Origin of the sequence: Neisseria perflava (genome assembly GCF_024170405.1) — a bacterium.
Lineage (GTDB): Bacteria > Pseudomonadota > Gammaproteobacteria > Burkholderiales > Neisseriaceae > Neisseria > Neisseria perflava_B.
Genome location: NZ_JALJYC010000025.1, coordinates 23,052 through 37,533 on the forward strand (window position 1 = coordinate 23,052; position 14,482 = coordinate 37,533).

Annotated in this window: 14 protein-coding genes; 6 read left to right on the plus strand and 8 right to left on the minus strand. The window is 53.7% G+C overall.

The genetic code is table 11. The features are described from left to right. The first annotated feature begins 1 nt into the window (after position 1). The 4 genes from J2T37_RS09395 to glnD all read left to right on the plus strand — a co-directional run bounded on the left by J2T37_RS09395 (position 2) and on the right by glnD (position 5,879). On the plus strand, positions 2-1,114 hold the full coding sequence (locus tag J2T37_RS09395; RefSeq protein ID WP_253355345.1) for an HpaII family restriction endonuclease: 1,113 nt from the start codon (positions 2-4) through the stop codon (positions 1,112-1,114). Positions 1,115-1,147: 33 nt separating this feature from the next. Beyond that, positions 1,148-2,581: an Asp-tRNA(Asn)/Glu-tRNA(Gln) amidotransferase subunit GatB gene (gatB, locus tag J2T37_RS09400; protein WP_253355346.1), complete on the plus strand. Its 1,434-nt coding sequence runs from the start codon at positions 1,148-1,150 to the stop codon at positions 2,579-2,581. 406 nt (positions 2,582-2,987) lie between these two features. Continuing rightward, positions 2,988-3,275 (plus strand): helix-turn-helix domain-containing protein, encoded by a 288-nt coding sequence (locus tag J2T37_RS09405; RefSeq protein WP_253355347.1) that lies wholly within the window; start codon positions 2,988-2,990, stop codon positions 3,273-3,275. Between the two features lie 39 nt (positions 3,276-3,314). Further along, positions 3,315-5,879 carry a [protein-PII] uridylyltransferase gene (glnD, locus tag J2T37_RS09410; protein WP_253355348.1) on the plus strand — a complete coding sequence of 855 codons (2,565 nt, stop codon included), beginning with the start codon at positions 3,315-3,317 and terminating at the stop codon, positions 5,877-5,879. A gap of 104 nt (positions 5,880-5,983) precedes the next feature. Here the strand turns inward: glnD and J2T37_RS09415 are convergent, their stop codons facing one another. Continuing rightward, positions 5,984-7,441: a TrkH family potassium uptake protein gene (locus tag J2T37_RS09415; protein WP_253355350.1), complete on the minus strand. Its 1,458-nt coding sequence runs from the start codon at positions 7,439-7,441 to the stop codon at positions 5,984-5,986. Positions 7,442-7,690: 249 nt separating this feature from the next. Here J2T37_RS09415 and J2T37_RS09420 point away from each other — a divergent pair, with 249 nt between their 5' ends. Together J2T37_RS09420 and ykgO are read left to right on the plus strand one after the other, a co-directional pair. Continuing rightward, complete coding sequence (locus J2T37_RS09420) at positions 7,691-7,966, plus strand: type B 50S ribosomal protein L31 (protein WP_253355352.1); 276 nt, start codon at positions 7,691-7,693, stop codon at positions 7,964-7,966. Next, complete coding sequence (gene ykgO, locus J2T37_RS09425) at positions 7,966-8,091, plus strand: type B 50S ribosomal protein L36 (RefSeq protein ID WP_002213788.1); 126 nt, start codon at positions 7,966-7,968, stop codon at positions 8,089-8,091. Before J2T37_RS09420 ends, ykgO begins: the two co-directional genes overlap by 1 nt. A gap of 76 nt (positions 8,092-8,167) precedes the next feature. Here the strand turns inward: ykgO and greB are convergent, their stop codons facing one another. The 7 genes from greB to J2T37_RS09460 all read right to left on the minus strand — a co-directional run bounded on the left by greB (position 8,168) and on the right by J2T37_RS09460 (position 14,283). Next, a complete protein-coding gene (greB, locus tag J2T37_RS09430) occupies positions 8,168-8,659 on the minus strand; it encodes a transcription elongation factor GreB (protein ID WP_253355354.1) in 492 nt (163 codons plus the stop codon). 96 nt (positions 8,660-8,755) lie between these two features. After that, complete coding sequence (gene purF, locus J2T37_RS09435; protein WP_253355356.1) at positions 8,756-10,288, minus strand: amidophosphoribosyltransferase; 1,533 nt, start codon at positions 10,286-10,288, stop codon at positions 8,756-8,758. 130 nt (positions 10,289-10,418) lie between these two features. After that, entirely contained in the window at positions 10,419-10,937 is a 519-nt protein-coding gene (locus J2T37_RS09440; protein ID WP_253355358.1) for a CvpA family protein, read from the minus strand. A 7-nt stretch (positions 10,938-10,944) separates the two neighbouring features. Further along, positions 10,945-12,072: an SPOR domain-containing protein gene (locus J2T37_RS09445; RefSeq protein ID WP_253355360.1), complete on the minus strand. Its 1,128-nt coding sequence runs from the start codon at positions 12,070-12,072 to the stop codon at positions 10,945-10,947. 13 nt (positions 12,073-12,085) lie between these two features. Beyond that, on the minus strand, positions 12,086-13,363 hold the full coding sequence (folC, locus tag J2T37_RS09450; protein WP_253355362.1) for a bifunctional tetrahydrofolate synthase/dihydrofolate synthase: 1,278 nt from the start codon (positions 13,361-13,363) through the stop codon (positions 12,086-12,088). Between the two features lie 83 nt (positions 13,364-13,446). Continuing rightward, positions 13,447-13,920 (minus strand): protein YgfX, encoded by a 474-nt coding sequence (locus J2T37_RS09455; RefSeq protein ID WP_253355363.1) that lies wholly within the window; start codon positions 13,918-13,920, stop codon positions 13,447-13,449. Positions 13,921-13,923: 3 nt separating this feature from the next. Continuing rightward, entirely contained in the window at positions 13,924-14,283 is a 360-nt protein-coding gene (locus J2T37_RS09460; protein WP_253355364.1) for a hypothetical protein, read from the minus strand. Between the last annotated feature and the right edge of the window lie 199 nt (positions 14,284-14,482).

Here is a 14,482-nt window from a genome sequence, read left to right on the forward strand (position 1 = left end):
TATGGCTGAAGTATTTTCAGGCAATAAGGGCGAATGGAGTGAACCTTATGTTTTATTAAAACTGCTGGCAGATGGGAAGCTTTATCTGGGTGACGGCAGGATGAATAAAATTGAAGGCATTATGCTACCCATTATCAATATATTAAGGGAAGAACAGGACGGATTCAGAAAATACGGCTATACCGGAGATAAGCAGCGTGTCGTTTTCGATTTCGGAAACCCTGAAGCACTACATGCTGTAGAAATTAAAGAATTTAAAAAACATGCGGAGTTACTGCTGCAAGGAATCAGAAGCCGTGGTGGAAAAAAAGATGGAGCTACCTTTACTATTCCCGATATAGAAGAATTTCTGCGCCAGATCGGCTGCACACGATTAAGTGCAAGGTCTTTATCTAAAAGCGATATACACATCGTGGTACACGATATTAGAACAGGCATATGTCCAACATTGGGATTCAGCATTAAATCTGAATTAGGCAGCAAAGCCACGTTGCTCAATGCAAGCGGCGCAACCAATTTTATTTATGAAATCAAAAATTGCGACAACACCATAGTGCATCATGTTAATAGTCTTTATAACACCAAAGGCAGCAAAGACATCCGTGCGAGAATGGCTACATTGACACAAGCAGGCTGTCAATTGGAATTTCAAAGTGTCAGCAGTACGATTTTTTCCAATAATCTGATTTTGATAGACAGTAAGCTGCCTGAAATTTTGGCAGAAATGCTTTGCCAGTATTATTCAGGAACTGCCGTTCAAACCGAAGATCTCGCAGCCGAAGTTTGCTCAAAAAATCCCAATGGTTACGATTACTCAAACGAACACCGTTTTTACTCATATAAAATCAAGCGTCTGCTATGCGAAGCAGCACTCGGTATGCGTCCTGCCGAAATCTGGCATGGAAAATATGATGCCTCAGGTGGTTACCTAGTAGTTCGGAAAGACGGTGAAATTGTCTGTTACCATCTATACAGCCACAACCAATTTGAAGACTATTTGTTTTTGAATACAAAATTCGATACGCCGAGTTCTTCCCGCCACGGTTTCGGTAATGTTTATGAACAAGACGGCAAATTTTTCTTTAAATTGAATTTGCAGATACGTTTTTCTTAAATATTAAAAATTACTTTATAAGGACTAGCCCCTATGACTTGGGAAACCGTAATCGGACTGGAAATCCACGTCCAACTCAACACCCAATCCAAAATTTTCAGCGGTGCGTCAACCGCGTTCGGCGCCGAGCCGAATGCCCACGCCAGCGTAGTGGAATGCGCCCTGCCGGGCGTGTTACCGGTGATGAACCGCGAAGTGGTGGAAAAAGCCATCAAGCTGGGCTTGGCACTGGATGCCACCATCAACCGCAAAAACGCGTTCGACCGCAAAAACTACTTCTACCCCGACCTGCCCAAAGGCTACCAAATCAGCCAGCTGGATTTGCCGATTGTGGAACACGGCAAGTTGGAAATTGTGGTGGGCGACGAGGTCAAAACCATTAATGTGACCCGTGCGCACATGGAAGAAGATGCGGGCAAATCGGTGCATGAAGGCTTAAACGGCGCCACCGGTATCGACCTCAACCGCGCCGGTACGCCGCTTTTAGAAGTGGTGTCCGAGCCGGAAATGCGTTCCGCCGCCGAAGCCGTGGCCTATGCCAAAGCGCTGCACGGCTTGGTGACCTGGCTGGATATTTGCGACGGCAATATGGCCGAAGGCTCGTTCCGCGTGGATGCTAACGTGTCCGTGCGTCCGAAAGGCCAAGCCGAGTTCGGTACGCGCCGCGAAATTAAAAACCTCAACTCTTTCCGTTTCTTGGAAGCGGCGATTAACTACGAAGTCGAGGCGCAAATCGAGATTCTGGAAGACGGCGGCAAGGTGCAACAAGCCACCATGCTGTTTGACCCCGATAAAGGCGAAACCCGCGTCATGCGCCTGAAAGAAGATGCGCACGACTACCGCTACTTCCCCGATCCAGATTTGCTGCCCATCATTATTTCAGACGGCCAAATGCAGCAGGCCAAAGACGAAATGCCGGAATTGCCCAAAGAAATGGCGGCGCGATTTGTAACCAACTTCGGCGTGAGCGATTACGACGCACGTTTGCTGACCGCCAGCCGCGCCCAAGCAGAATATTTTGAAACCGCTGCGGCTGCCGATAAAACCCACGGCAAGCTGGTTGCCAACTGGATGAACGGCGAACTCGCGGCAACCTTGAATAAAGAAGGTTTGGAACTGGCACAAAGCCCGATTACCGCGCCGCGCCTGGCCGAACTGGTGGGCAAAATCGCCGACGGTACGTTAAGCAGCAAGCTGGCAAAAAAAGCTTTTGAAGCCATGTGGAACGAACCGCAAGCCTCCATCGGCCAAATCATCGAAAAACACGGTTTGCAGCAAATCACCGACACCGGCGCGATTGAAGCCATGATTGACGAAGTGTTGCCCAACAATCCCAAGGCCATCGAGCAGTTTAAATCAGGCAACGAAAAAGCCCTCAACGCCATCGTCGGCCAAGTGATGAAAGCCAGCAAAGGCAAGGCCAATCCGACGCAAGTTCAGGATTTGATTAAGGCCAAATTGGCTTAGGCCGTCTGAAAGCAGCGGTTTTTCAGTTTATCTGGAAAACCGCTTTTTATTTGCCATCATCCGGCATTTTTTCAGACGGCCTCGCTTACGAGCTGCACTTGAAAGCCATTTAGAAGTTTAATTCGGAAAATATATTTTCTAAATCATAGCGAACTTGACTTGTATCAAAGCCTGCAAACGATTTTCATCTATAATCACGCTTATCGGAACTTTGATAACACGTTCCCCTGATTTCCCGCAATAAAATCTTTTGCTTTGATGAAGCATGTTTTATTGCCCTAGTTATCTCTTTCCTCTTGATGTGTGTGTGTTTGGGTGTGGCCGCGTTAGCCACCCCTTTTTTTTGGCTTTTATTTGGCGGCAGGGTCAATTAAAATCTGCTTGTTACCCCGATAAGGACAAGCAGATGAGCAACAAACTGACCGCCCCCACCGAGCTGCCCGACGAACACGATTTACGCGCGGTATTGGCCTACAATATGCGTCTATTCCGCGTCGGCAAAGGCTGGTCGCAGGAAGAGCTGGCGCGGCAATGCGGTCTTGACCGCACCTACGTTTCCGCCGTCGAGCGCAAGCGTTGGAACATCGCCCTTTCCAACATCGACAAAATGGCCACGGCATTGGGCATTCCCGCTTACGAATTGCTGCTGCCGCCGCAAACGCGCTTACAGTTGCTGGCGGATAAGGCCGTCTGAAATTCCCTACCCCGCTATTTTCCTCACGGATTCCGCACCATGCCCACCGATTTCGATACCGACTGCGCCACCTTCCAGCAACAACGCGAAGCCGCCATTGCCCGTTTTATCAGCATCAACCAGCCATCCGCCTTTTTTCAAGACTACGGCGCAGCGGCGGATAAGCTGCTGTCTGCCTTATGGCAAACGCTGTTTGCCGACAGCGGCCTGACGCTGTTGGCAACCGGCGGTTTCGGCCGCAACGAACTCTATCCCCATTCCGACTTGGATTTGGCGATTGTGGCCGAAGATAAAATTTCAGACGGCCTGCAGGAAAAAATCGCCGCATTCGTGCAAACGCTGTGGGACATGAAGCTGAAGCCCGCGCTCAAAAGCGGCAGCGTAGAGGAATTGTGCGCCAGCGTGCGCGACGACATTACCGGCGACACGGCTTTTTTGGAAGCACGTTTTCTGTTTGGCGACAAAACGCTGGCCGACACGCTGCTGACGCGCATGGCCGAACAGCGCGACGTCAGCACCTTTATCGGCGCCAAACTTTTAGAAATGCAGCAGCGCCACGCCAAATCGCAAGGTTCCGGCGCTCTGCTCGAGCCGAACATCAAAAGCTGCCCGGGCGGTTTGCGCGACATCCACACCATGCTGTGGATTGCCAAAGCGCAGGGATTGGATACGCGTCTGTCTTCGCTGATGGCGCAAGGCATTCTTACGCGCACCGAAGCGGGCATGCTGACCCACGGTTACAAACAGCTTTCCATCATCCGCATTTGCCTGCATTTGTGCGCCCAACGCGCCGAAGACCGGCTGATTTTCGATTTGCAGGCGCAAGTGGCCGAATACATGGGCTGGCGCCACGACAGCCGCCAGCGCAAAAGCGAAAAACTTATGCGCGTGTTTTACCGCGCCATCAAAACCGTCAAGCAGCTCAACGGCATTCTGCTGCCCATGCTGCAAGGCCGCGTGTATTCCGATCCGGTGCGCACCACCCATCAAATCGACGACGATTATCTGCAAGTCAACAACCAAATCGCCGCCGCCGACCCGGATATCTTCCTGCAACAGCCGCAGCACATTTTCAAAATCATCAGCATTCTGCAAAGCCGCAGCGACATCACCACCATCGAACCGCAAACCTTGCGCGCCTGGTGGGGCGCCACGCGCAAAATCAACCGCGCGTTTTACGACGATCCTGCCAACCGCCGCCGCTTCGTCGGCTTTTTCCGCCACGGCACGGGGCTGACCCACGTTTTGCGTTTTTTAAACCTCTACGGCGTACTCGGCAGCTATCTGCCCGCCTGGGAAAAAATCGTCGGCCTGCTGCAACACGATTTGTTCCACATCTATCCGGTGGACGAGCATATTCTGACCGTGGTGCACAATATGCGCCGCTTGGCTTTGGATACGCACAGCCACGAGCATCCGTTTGCCTCAAGCGTCATGCAGGGCTTTGAGCAGAAAACCATCCTCTATCTGGCTGCATTTCTACATGACATCGCCAAAGGGCGCGGCGGCGACCATGCCATACAGGGCATTGAAGACGCCCGCCAATTCGCCCGCGACCACGGCTTGACCGATGAAGAAAGCGACCTGTTGGCCTGGCTGGTGGAAGACCATCTCTTGATGTCGTCCGTAGCGCAAAAAGAAGACATCCAAGACCCCGAGGTCATCGGCGCCTTTTGCAGCCGCGTCAAGACCCACGAGCGCTTGGCCGCACTTTACCTGCTGACCGTGGCTGACATTCGCGGCACCAATCCGAAGCTGTGGAACAACTGGCGCGCCAGCCTGCTGGAGAGCCTGTTTCACGCCGCCAGCCGCCATCTTTCGGGCAGCAGCGACAGCGCCACCGCCATTTTCAGCCGCCGCCAGCAGGAAGCGGTCGAGCTTTTGACCCGCACCGGCGCACCGGAAAAACAGCAGAAAAAACTGTGGCAGGCATTGGGTTCGGCCTATTTCGTGCGCCACCAATCGCGTGAAATTTTGTGGCACACCGCCAATCTGGTGCACGATTTTGAAACACCGATGGTGCGCAGCCGCATTCTGCCCAAAAGCGACAGCTTTCAAGTGATGATTTTCATGCCCAACGGCCCGCGCCTGTTTGCCCGATTGTGCCGTATTTTCAGCCGCCACGGTTTCGACATTCTCGCCGCACGTGCCTTTATTACCGAACACAATTACATCCTCGATACCTTTATCGTTCAGGTGCCGCCGCACCTCGACCCCGACGACTACCCGAATATCCAAAGCGCTTTGGAAGCCGAATTAAACAGCTTTATCCACGGCCATACCGTCTTGGAAAACCAAAGCTACGACTACCGTATCAGCCGCCGCAGCCGCTATCTGTCCATCGCTGCCAGCGTGGTCATCATGCACGAAGAAGACTACTACCCCGGCTGGTACACGGTTGAAATCACCGCCGTCAACCGCGCCTATCTCTTGGCCGACATCGCTGAAGTCTTTTTCGCCCACAATGTCAGCCTGCGCTATGCCAAAATCGCCACCCTCGACGAACGCGTGGAAGACAGCTTTATTGTGTACAGCACGGATTTGGACAATCCAAAAAATCAGTTGGCATTGAAACAGGCTTTGCTGGCGCAATTGGCGGTTTAGGCCGTTAACCCAAAGCGTTTGCTTGCGAAATATATCAAAAAGGCCGTCTGAAACAGCGTAAACCTGTTTCAGACGGCCTCGGTATTCGCCGTTACCCTATCTGTTTATTTCTTCCAATACGCCGGTGTCAGCAGAATCAGCACGGTAAAAATCTCCAAGCGGCCAAGCAACATCACCGCCGTACACAGCCATTTTTGAACATCGGCCAACTCCGCATAGCTGTGCGACGGACCGACGCCGCCCAAACCCGGGCCGGCATTGGTAATGCAGGCCACCACCGCCGTAAACGCAGTCATAAAATCCAAGCCCGTGACCATCAGCAGGAAGCTGAACACCACCACCACCATAAAATACACAAAAATAAATGACATAATCGTCAGCGCCATGCGCTCCGGAATACTGCGGCCGTTGACTTTAACGGTTTTTACCGCATGCGGGTGCAGCAGAATCGTCATTTCGCGCAGGCTGAATTTAAACAAAACCAGCGCACGCACATTTTTAATGCCGCCGCCCATTGAGCCCGAACTTGCCAACACGTTTGCCAGAAAAAACATCCACAGCGACACCAGCAGCGGCCAAGCGGCAAAATCGGTGTTGGCAAAACCGCTAGCCAAACCGATGGAAACGAAATTAAAGCCGACAAAACGCAAGGCTTCTTGCAGCGTCGGATAAAAATCCTGCTGCCACAGATACACCGCGGAGGCCAAAATACTGCCCGCCAGCACCAGCAGCAGCACGCGGCATTCTTCGTCTTTCCAATAGACTTTCAGCGAACGGTTGCCGACGGCGGCAAAATGGCTGGCAAAATTGACTGCGCCGAACACGGTAAAAAACACAATCGTCCACTCAACCGCAGGCGAATTGAAATAGGCGATACTGTCGTCGTGTGTCGAAAAACCGCCCAGCGCCACAGACGACATCGCGTGACACAGCGCGTCAAACCAGCTCATGCCCGCCCAATGCAGCGTTAAAAACGCCGCCAGCGTGGTAAGGCTGTAAGCCAGCCATAATTTTTTTGCCACTTGGGAAATACGCGGCGCCATCTTGCTTTCTTTGTCCACGCCCGGAATTTCCGCCTTGAAAAGCTGCGTGCCCCCGACCCCCAACATCGGCAGAATCGCCACCGCCAACACGATAATCCCCATACCGCCGAGCCAGTTGAGCATGTGCCGCCAAAAATTAACCGACGGCGCCAGCGTATCCAAGCCGGTCATCACCGTTGCACCGGTGGTGGTCAGCCCCGACATGGCCTCAAAAAAAGCATTGGTAAAACCGATTTGCGGCATATACAAATATATCGGCATGGCCGCCACCACCGCAAACGCCAGCCACAACATCATCACCAGCGTAAAACCGTCGCGCGGGCGCAGTTCGCGGTGATAGCGCAGGGTCAGCAGCCAAATGGTGCAGGAAGCAAAAATGGTGACCACGGCGGTGCGGGCAAAGGCAGAAAACGCGCTGTCGAGAAAAAAGAACGACATCAGCGTCGGTATCATCAGCAGCGCGGAAAACAGCAGCCCCAGCTTGGACAGCACATGGATAATCGGGATAACTTTATACATTTCGCTCTTAACAATCAGGCCGTCTGAACGGCCATTGCATGAATCGGTAAGGTTTTCAGACGGCCTTTATATTGTTGACGGGCAGACCGCTTGCCCTCCGGTGCGTATTTTACCAAATTTCACACCCTGCCTCTGATATTTCATCAGGCGCTTCGATTTGAGCAACAATACCCGCAGGCAGACAAGCATACGCCCTGCTTGACACCGCCTGCTTTAATGTTATATTATAACATTTCAAAAGGAGGTTATATGAAACCGAATATTCATCCTGAAAACTACCGCACCGTCTTGTTTTACGACAGCGGTGCCGACCAAGGCTGGCTGATCCGTTCCTGCGCCGATACCCACGGCAAAACCATGCGCTGGCACGACGGCAAGGAATACCCGCTGTTTGCGCTGGATACCTCGTCCGCCTCACATCTGGTTTATACCGGCAAACAGCGCAACCACCATGTCGAAGGACGCGCCAGCCGCTTCAACCAGCGTTTTAAAAATATGATGGACTCGTTCAGAAAGGAAAAATAATGCAGGTTTTGTCTTCGCTGAAAACCGCCAAACAGCGCCACCGCGACTGCCAAATCGTGCGCCGCCGGGGAAAAGTGTATGTGATTTGCAAAAGTAATCCGCGCTTTAAGGCGCGGCAGCGGTAGTTTTGAGCAAAGAGGCCGTCTGAAAACACTGTGGTTTTCAGACGGCCTCTTGGTTGACCGCATAAACGGCGGCTTATCAGTCAATCCGGATATATTCCACCGCCAAAATCTCGATTTTCTCCGCGCCTTCCGGCCCGCGCAATACCACCTCATCGCCTTCGCGCGCTTTGAGCAGGCAGCGTGCCAGCGGGGAAATCCAAGAGATTTTGTTACGCGCGGTGTCGATTTCATCCACGCCGACGATTTTAACGGTCTGTTCGCTGCCGTCGCCGCGCAGCAGGGTCACGGTCGAACCGAAAAACACTTGGTCGGTCGCTTCGCGCTGCTCGGGATCGACAACCACCGCTGCTTCCAAGCGTTTGGTTAAAAAGCGGATACGGCGGTCGATTTCGCGCATGCGGCGTTTGCCGTAGAGGTAATCGCCGTTTTCGCTGCGGTCGCCGTTGCTGGCCGCCCAGTTGACGATTTGCACGATCTCCGGCCGCTCTTTATTGACCAAATGATACAGCTCGTCTTTCAAAGCCTGCCAGCCGACAGGGGTAATGTAGTTTTTGACTTCGTCTGTCATGATTGTTCCGCCGTATTTTGGGGTCTGCATTCACAAAGGCCGTCTGAAAAATGGCAGATTGCTGTTTTCAGACGGCCTTTGCGCTTCGCAGCCGGATTACTCTTCGTCGCCGCTGACGCTGATACTGTGTTCCATTTTGCTCGGATGGATAAGGCTGCCGCAACCGGCTTTTTCGGCAGACAGGCGCTGCAAATAAGCCTCGTCGATGTCGCCGGTTTGGTAAACGCCGTTGAAGCAGGAAGAGTCGAAAGACACGATTTCCGGATTCAAGGCTTTGACCGCAGCTTCCAGCTCGTCTAAGTCTTGGAACACAATGCCGTCACAACCGATTTCGGCGGCGATTTGCGCCACGGTGCGGCCATTGGCAATCAGCTCTTCGCGGGTCGGCATGTCGATACCGTAAACATTCGGGTAGCGCACTTCCGGCGCGGCGGAAGCCAGATACACTTTGCGCGCGCCTGCGGCACGTACCATTTCCACAATTTCGCGGCTGGTGGTGCCGCGCACGATGGAATCGTCCACCAGCAACACGCTCTTGCCTTCAAATTCGGTTTCCATCGGGCTGAGTTTCTGGCGCACGGATTTTTTGCGCGTAGCCTGACCCGGCATGATAAAGGTGCGGCCGATGTAGCGGTTTTTAATCAGACCCTCGCGGTAGGGTTTATCCAACGCGACTGCCAATTCCATCGCGCTCGGGCGGCTGGTATCGGGAATCGGCATAACCACGTCGATGTCATCTACCGGCAGCTCGCGTTTGATTTTTTCCGCCAAAGTCACGCCCATATCCAAGCGCGCTTGATACACAGATACGCCGTCAATCACGGAATCCGGACGGGCAAAATACACATATTCAAACAAACACGGGCTCAACACGGCTTTGTCGCTGCATTGGCGCGAGAAAAATTCGCCGTCTAAGGTAATAAACACCGCTTCGCCCGGCGCAATATCGCGTTCCAAATCAAAGGCCAGCGCGTTAAACGCCACCGATTCGGAAGACACGGCGTAAGCGGTTTTGCCGTCTTCGCCCACTTGCGTACCCAAAGCCAGCGGGCGGATACCGTAAGGATCGCGGAAAGCCACCATGCCGTAACCAGCAATCATCGCCACCACACCGTAAGCGCCGCGCACCAGTTTGTGCACTTGGCTCACAGCGTTGAAAATATTGTCCACGGTCAGGCGGTGGTCGGTATTGCCCGATACTTCCTGACGCAGCTCGTGGGCAAACACATTCAGCAGAACTTCGGAATCGGAGTTGGTGTTGACGTGGCGCAGGTGCTGGTGGCACACGTTTTCATACAGCTCGGCGGTATTGGTCAAGTTGCCGTTGTGCGCCAACACGATACCGAAAGGCGAGCTGACATAAAACGGCTGCGCCTCGGCGCTGCTGCCCGCATTACCGGCCGTCGGATAGCGCACATGCGCGATACCGGCATTGCCGACCAAATCGCGCATATTACGGGTACGGAATGCCTCGCGCACCATGCCCTTGCTTTTGTGCATATGGAACTTGTTGCCCTCGGCCGTCACGATACCCGCCGCATCTTGCCCACGGTGTTGCAGCATTTGCAAGCCGTCATACAATAATTGGTTGACCGGCTCATGACTGACCAAACCTAATACACCACACATTTGCACTCTCTCCAAAAAAGGGATTGACCGGCTACCCCGGCAGTTGAAACAAACATTTGAAACCAACAGTTAAAGCAAAATTGTAAAACCGTTTTCAGACGGCCTCGCAGATAAGGCCGTCTGAAAACGGTTAATCGTCATAAGGGTAAGGCTCTTGCGCCACCGTCTCGCCGCTGCCATACGGCAGATACGGCATAATCGTATCCGCCAGCGTTTGGAAATACGGAATGCTGTATGACGCCTGCCAGCCTTCGCTTTGCGGCAAATCGGTATAACCGGCCACCAACACGACCAGCGTGACCAGCAACACGCCTTTTACCGCGCCGAACACTCCACCCAAAGCGCGGTTTACGCTGCCCAAACCGACGGCGGAAACGGCGGCGGTCAACAGCGAACGCAGAAAACGCTGCACCGCCCAAGCCAATACAAACACCGCCACAAAGCCCAAGGCCACACCCAAAGCCTGCGGTTGCACCGATGAAAATGCAATTTCGGCAAACGGCACGGCCAGCCATTTGGCGGCGACAAACGCCACCACCCACGTAATCAGCGAGCTGACCTCGGCAATCACGCCGCGCATCATCGACATAAACACACATGCCGCAATCACGCCCAGCGCCATGATGTCGGCCAAAGGAATACCGCCCATCCGCCGCTTACTCGTTCACCACCGCACCGGCAATGCCGTTGCGCGAACGCAGTTTTTCCAAATCTCGGCCGGCTGCCTCACGGCTGCTGTAAGGCGCGGATTTGACACGGTACACCGTACCCTTGTCGGTCTTGATTTCGGTAATCGTCGCATTCACGCCCGCCGCTTTCATTTTGCGTTGCAGGCTTTGCGCACGCGCTTTGTCGCTGTAACCGGCTTGGATGGACGCTTTACCACCCTTGCCGCTGTCTTTTTTCGCGGTTTCGGTTTTGGCTTTTTCAGACGGCTTTTTGTCTGCCGTTTTGGTTTTTTCGGTTTTGGCTTTAGCTGTTTTGCTGTCGGCCTTCGCATCGGCTTTAGCAGCAGTTTTTTTGCTGTCGGCCTTGGCTTTTACCGCCGCTTCTTTTTTCGCTTCGGCTTGTTTGGCCGCTTTATCGGCAGCAGCCTGTTTCGCGGCTTTACGTTCGGCGGCGGCTTTTTCGGCCTGCGCCTGTTTGCGTTCGGCGGCAGCCGCTTCGCGCTCGGCTTTTTCGGCTTTCTCCGCTTTGGCTACGGCCGCACGTTTTTTCGCAGCAGCAGCGGCTTCGCGCTCTTCCGCCGCTTTACGCTGCGCCTCGCGTTTGACGGCGCGCTGCTCGGCCAAACGCTCGCGGCGTTCCGCTGCGGCCTGCTCTTCCGCCTCTCGTTTGGCGGCTTCTTCGCGTTGGATACGCTCCGACTCCTCCAAACCTTTAATATCGCTATCGACGATTTTATCGTTGATGATTACCAGCGGCGGATCCAAGTCTTCCGGCGCTTCGGCGCGAGTCGGCTTCAAGACTTCAACATCGCCGCGCTCTTCCGGCGCATCCGCTTCCGGCTGGGCGGCTTTAGCAGCCTGCTCCGCTTCTTCGGAAGAAGACGGCTCTAAAACGGTCGCTTCGGCGACATCGGCCGGTTTGCCTTCATTGCTGCTTTTGGTTGCCGACGCGGTTTGCGCGGCGGTTTGCGTTTCATCGTCACCCGAATTCAGGGCAACGCCCAGCAGGATACCTGCAATCACGACCAAGCCGGAAGCCGTTACCAGGCGGCGGCGGTTGCGGCGTTTGAGCAGCTCGTAGCCGGTCAACACTTCTTTTTGCTTATCGTCAGACATGGGAATTCCTAATTTATAACGCCGCCATTACTTCGGCAACGGTGTGAAACGAACCGAATACGACAATTCTATCATTTTCGGCCGCATTCGCCAAAGCCGCCTGATATGCGGCCTGCACGCTGTCGAATACGTTGATGTTGGCAATGCCGTGCGCCGCCAGTTTTTCTTGCAAAGCGGCGGCGCTCATGCCGCGTGGCAGATTAAGCGGCGCGATGTTCCATTCGTCAAACTGATCTTTGACAATCTCCAACACGCCGTCGATGTCTTTGTCGGACAAAATGCTGAACACAGCGGTACGCTTCTGCGCAAAAGCCAAGTTAATCAGGCTGCGGCGCAGGGCGCGGGCGGCATGGGGATTGTGGCCGACGTCCAACACGGTCAGCGGGCGGCCGGGCAATACTTGGAAGCGCCCCGGATTTTCCACCAGCAAAAGGCCGCGCTTAATCGCGCCGATGTCCACTGGCAGCTTGTCGTTCAAACATTCCAACACGGTCAGGGCGCAGGCGGCATTACCGATTTGGTAAGCGCCTCGCAAAGCGGGAACCGGCAGGGCATTGCGGTTGCGGGCGAAGCCGTCTGAAACGGTTTGCGGATGGAAACGGTAGTTCCACTGCACGTTTTCCTGCACCGTATAATCAAAATCGCGCTGTGCCAGCAGCAGTTTTGCGCCGATGTCGGCGGCATGCTCCAGCAGCGATTGCGGCGGCGGATTCTGGCCGCACACGGCCGGTTTGCCGCTGCGGAACACACCCGCTTTTTCAAAACCGACCTGCTCGACGGTATCGCCTAAAAATGCCTGATGATCCAAATCCACGCTGGTCACCACGGCGCAATCGGCGTCAAACACATTTACCGCGTCCAAACGGCCGCCCAAACCGACTTCCAACACCATCACATCCACGGCTTCATGCATAAACACATCCACTGCCGCCAGCGCATTAAATTCAAAATAAGTCAGCGAAATCTCGCCGCGCCCCGCTTCAATGCGCTCAAACGAGGCAACAATGGCTTCATCGGAAACCGGATCGCCGTCCACCGCAATGCGCTCGTTAAAACGCAGCAAATGCGGGCTGGTCAGCGTACCGACTTTATACCCCGCCTGCTTGTAAATCTGCGTCAGATAGGCGCACACCGACCCTTTGCCGTTGGTACCTGCCACCACAACAACGGGGCACTGCGGGTTGAGGTTCATGCGTTTTTTGACTTCGCCGACACGCGCCAAGCCCATGTCAATCAGGCCGTTGCTGTGGGCGGTTTCCAAATGGGTGAGCCAGTCTTGTAATGTTTTCATGGTGTTTAATCAATGAATTTATATACGGGATATACGGGACATTAGGAATCAGAAATATTTTTTCCGGCGTTTAGGAAGTGTTCTCAGTTTTCAACGTGAGCAGTTTCTTTTTCAGACGGCCTTAATGCCGAATTTTCCTTGGTCTGACACCAGCGCACCCATACGCGCAGGCGGCGGTAGCTGTCGGCATCGGTCATATCGGGCAACACCAGCTGCCAATTTTTGCCGCTGCCGGTGTGCCAACACAAAAACAAAGCATGGCGCATCACCGCCGTCGAACCGTGTAACACGGCGCTTTCCGCCCTCCCCTCGCTGTTTCCGGTTAATATGGCGGCACGTTGCTGATTGTCAATCATGATTTTGCGCACCGAATCCGCCCGGCGCAAACCGATGACCTGCCGGGCATGGTACGCGCTGTATGCCAAGGCGCACACGCCGACTATGCGCGGCCAGCCGTAAAATGCACCCAAGCACACGCCGAATGCGGCAAGGTGCAGCAGCAAGGCCAGCCAAATCAAACGCCGCGACGGGCGCAAGGCCGTCTGAAAAGCGTTCACACCTTACATCATGTTGTCGAACACGGGCGTAATATTCAAATCCGCTTCTTCCATGTCCAACACCATATCGTGGATTTCGATATCGAAAAATTCCCAAAACGCTTTCAGGCTCATGTCTTGCGGCCATTTGGCTTTATCAATGTCCCAACCGGCGAGTTCGGCTTCAAAAATCTGCTGATAGCGGTCGTCAAAATACGACACCACCGCCTCCGGCTCGTCAAATTGCGGCACGAGAAACACCGAGCAGTTGGTGCGCAGCTGCTCAACGGTTAAATCAGGCATGTTTTCATCGGCAGATTTGAGCCATTCGAGAAAACGGGCGGTCGGTTTGAGTACCACGGCGGTACGGTCAACGAAATACATGGGTTTCCTTTGCTTGTCGGGTCAGGCCGTCTGAAAACACATTATTTTTCAGACGGCCTAATCATGATAATGGCGCTTAGGCTGCCTGTCTTCGCGCCATCCATTATTTTTGGGGCTGTACTAGATAATTAGAGCAAATTACCTTTTACTAACTGTTTCAAAATAGAAATTTGAGATTTTATTTCACTGTTGTTAAAAC